This is a genomic window from Gemmobacter sp. (assembly GCF_016792925.1).
GTDB lineage: Bacteria > Pseudomonadota > Alphaproteobacteria > Rhodobacterales > Rhodobacteraceae > Gemmobacter.
In genome coordinates this window covers 1-3,704 of sequence record NZ_JAEULU010000123.1, presented here as the reverse complement: position 1 = coordinate 3,704, position 3,704 = coordinate 1, and the positions used below count along the sequence as shown (strand labels likewise).

Here is a 3,704-nt window from a genome sequence, read left to right as displayed (position 1 = left end):
TCAACACGCGGTCACAGAAATTGCGCACCAGATTGAGGTCATGGCTGATCATGATGAGGCCAATGCCGCGATCCCGCACCAGCCCGTCCAGAATATTCAGCACTTGCAGGCGCACGGTCACATCCAGCGCGCTGGTCGGCTCATCGGCGATCACCAGATCGGGGTCGGCCAGCAGCATCATCGCGATCATGACGCGTTGACCCATCCCGCCCGAAATCTCGTGAGGGTACAGATCATGCACCCGCTCGGGGTCGCGGATCTTCACGGCGGCCAGCATCTCCAGCGTTTTCGCCCGCGCTTCGGCCCGGCTGACCGGGAAATGCCGCAGCAGGGTTTCGGCCACCTGTTGCCCGACGCGCTGAATGGGGTTCAGGCTGAATTTCGGGTCTTGCAGGATCATCGACATGCGGCGCCCCCGCACCTTGAGCATCTGCGCCTCGGTCAGCGCGAGCAGGTCTTCGCCCTCAAAGCGCAAGGCATCAGCGGTGACGCGGGCACCGGGCAGCAGGCGCAACAGCGCCCGCCCGACGGTCGATTTGCCCGAGCCGCTTTCGCCCACGATCCCGAGGCGTTCGCGCCCCAGGGTGAAGGACACGCCGCGCACCGCGTCGACAGGCGCACCGGGATAGCGGATGCAGAGGTTCTGCACCTCCAGAATGGGCTGCTCCATCGCCTTACCTCCGGTTCATCTGTTTGGGGTCCAGCGCATCGCGCAACCCATCGCCCAGCAGGTTGAACGCCAGGCTGACGCAAAGGATGGAGAGGCCGGGAAAGGTGACCAACCACCAGCTGTCGATCATGTAGCGCCGCCCGGTGGCGATCATCGCGCCCCATTCGGGCAAGGGCGGCTGCGCGCCCAAGCCCAGAAACCCAAGCCCCGCGGCCGTGAGGATCACGGTGGCCATGTTCAGCGTCAGCCGGATCAGCACCGAAGGAAGGCACATCGGCACGATGGATTTCACGATGATCCGCGTGCTGGAGGCGCCTTGCAGCCGCGCGGCGGCGATGTAATCGGCCTTGCGGAAGGTCATCGTCTCGGCCCGTGCCAGCCGGGCAATTGGCGGCCATGCGGTCAGGCCGATGGCGATGATGGCGTTGTTCAGGCTGGGGCCAAGGGCCGCCACAAAGGCCAGCGACAGGATCAGCGACGGGAAAGACAGGAAAATATCGGTCACTCGCATCATCACGGTATCAATGCGCCCGCCGTGATAGCCCGCCACCGTGCCCACCATCAGCCCGATGGGGCCCACCACGATGGACACCAGAAACACGATGGTCAGGGTGATGCGCGCGCCCCAGATCAGGCGGGAAAAAATGTCGCGCCCCAACTCGTCGGTGCCGAACAGATGGCCGTTGCCCGGCGGTTGCAGCACATTGTTCAGGTCTTGCAGATAGGGGTCATGCGTGGCGATCAGCGGGGCAAACCCCGCCGCCAGGATCAGCACGGCCAGCACCGCCAGCCCAAAGGCCGAGGTCGGCTGCCGCAGCAGAAAGCTCAGGATATTGCGCAGGGCGAGGAGCGGCCCCGGCAGGCGGGAGGCTTGCGTGGTCATTTGGTCCTCGGGTCAAAGAAGCGATAGAGCAGGTCCGACAGCAGGTTCAGCGCGATGAAGATCACGCCCACGATCAGCACGCAGGTCATCACCGCGTTCATGTCGCCGATGATCAGGTTCTGGGTCAGGTATTGGCCAAAGCCGGGCCAGGCAAAGACGGTTTCAATCAGCACGGCGCCTTCCAGCAGGCTGCCATAGGCCAGCGCCACAATCGTCACCAGCTGCACCCGGATATTGCCAAAGGCATGGCGCCAGATGGTTTGCGCCCGGCTGAGGCCCTTGACCCGGGCCGCGACCATATATTCCTGCCCGAGTTGATCGAGCATGAAGCTGCGGGTCATCCGGGTGATATAGGCCGAGGAAGAATAGCCCAAAAGGCTGGCGGGCAGGATCAGGTGGTTGATGGCGCTGGCAAACACATCCCATTGCCCGGCCAGGGCGCTGTCGATCAGCAAGAACCCCGTGCGATCCGGCACCATGCCGATATAGAACTGGCTCATCCGGCCCGATCCGCCCACCCAGCCAAGCCCGGCATAGAAGACAATCAGGGCAATCATGCCGGTCCAGAAGATCGGCATGGAATGGCCGAACAGGCTCAGCACGCGCACCAGATGGTCGGGCCAGCGGTCCTTGTTCACCGCCGCCGTCACGCCCAGCGGGATGCCAAGCCCCGCGCCGATGAGGATGGCAAAGGTCGCCAGCTCGATGGTGGCGGGCATGACATGCAGAATGTCCTCGATCACGGGTTGGCCGGTGCGGATCGAGGTGCCGAAATCGCCGGTCAGCACATCGCCCAGATAGCGCAGGAACTGCTCCCAGATCGGGCGGTCGAGGCCCAGCTGGGCATAGACCATGTCATAGGTTTCGCGCGTGGCATCTTCGCCCACGATGGCGCGAACCGGATCGGCGGGCATCATGCGCCCGATGATGAAGGTCAGCAGCAGCAGACCCAGCAAGGTGATGGCAATCGTGGTGATCTGGCCGATCACGCCCCGAAGCCGCATGCGGCGCAGTGGCATCTTTCCTCCCCCAAGGCGTTCGGCCCGCTGCGCGACACGCAAATGAGCCTGACAGATTTTCCATCTTGTCTGACAGGATTGCAGCGCCCTGTCAATCGTGATGCGGCACCAGAAAGTCATCGCGGCGCGGCGTGAAGCAATCAATCAGCTCGCCCGCCTCCAGGCATTCGCAGCCATGTTCAACGCCGGAGGGGATCACCAGACTGTCGCCCGCCGACAGCTCGAACGTCTGCCCGTCGCGGAAAAACTTGAACTTTCCGCGCGCAATATAGGTGGATTGTGTGTGAACATGGGCATGCAGCGCCCCTTGGGCGCCGGTCTGAAACCGGAAGGCCACCACCATCATGGCGGGCGATTCCGATAAAACTTGGCGTTCGATGCCGGGATGGGGATGCGCGACGGGATAGCGGGGCAGCGTCATGAAGGTCATCCTGATAGATTGAAACAAGATGACTTATATATCAGGCAAAGATGTATGACAAGATGCCAGCGCGCCGCAGCCTGTCACCCGCGCATGCCGCGCAGCAACGCCTTGTAGCGATCCAGACTGCCGCGCAGATGCGCCCGCATCAACTCCCGTGCGGCGGCGCCGTCGCCCTCGATGATGGCATCCAGAATATCGTGATGCTCGCGCTCCAGATGCTCGTTGTAATCCTTGGGGCGCGCGCCCGGCTCGGCCCCTTGCAGGTCGCCGCGCGGAATGATGCCCTGCCGGATCAAGGTCAGAAACTCGGGGAAGCGGCGGTTCTGCGTGGCCTCGGCAATCGCCATGTGAAAATCGAAATCGGCATCGCGGGTGGCCTCGCCCTTGCGCAGACAGGCCACAACGCGATCATGCGCCATCATCATCTGTTCCACCTGCGCGGCAGAGCGGCGGGTGGCGGCGAGGGCGGCGGCCTCGATCTCGCAGGCGGTGCGCAGTTCCAGAAGCTCGATCACCTGCGAGATCCGGGCGGTGGTCAGATCGTCAAAGGGCCGCGTCTTGCGCGCGGTCATGTCCAGCGCATAGACGCCCGACCCCTTGCGTGCCTCCACCAGCCCATCCGAGCGCAGTGCCGCAATCGCCTCGCGCACCACGGCGCGGCTGACGGCATGCAGGCGGGTCAGTTCGGCCTCGCTGGGCAGGCGGTCG

General features: G+C 63.9%; 5 protein-coding genes. All 5 read right to left on the bottom strand.

Annotated features, from left to right (window positions below):
* The coding region (locus JNN06_RS06215) for an ABC transporter ATP-binding protein (protein ID WP_291238727.1) at positions 1-670 on the bottom strand (670 nt) is incomplete at its 3' end.
* A 4-nt stretch (positions 671-674) separates the two neighbouring features.
* Positions 675-1,553 (bottom strand): ABC transporter permease, encoded by an 879-nt coding sequence (locus JNN06_RS06210; protein WP_291238726.1) that lies wholly within the window; start codon positions 1,551-1,553, stop codon positions 675-677.
* Complete coding sequence (locus tag JNN06_RS06205) at positions 1,550-2,572, bottom strand: ABC transporter permease (protein ID WP_291238725.1); 1,023 nt, start codon at positions 2,570-2,572, stop codon at positions 1,550-1,552. The genes JNN06_RS06210 and JNN06_RS06205 overlap by 4 nt, the downstream gene beginning before the upstream one ends.
* A 91-nt stretch (positions 2,573-2,663) precedes the next feature.
* A complete protein-coding gene (locus JNN06_RS06200; protein ID WP_291238724.1) occupies positions 2,664-2,993 on the bottom strand; it encodes a cupin domain-containing protein in 330 nt (109 codons plus the stop codon).
* Between the two features lie 83 nt (positions 2,994-3,076).
* Positions 3,077-3,704 (bottom strand): FadR/GntR family transcriptional regulator (locus JNN06_RS06195; protein ID WP_291238723.1); only part of this gene is annotated, 628 nt, incomplete at its 5' end.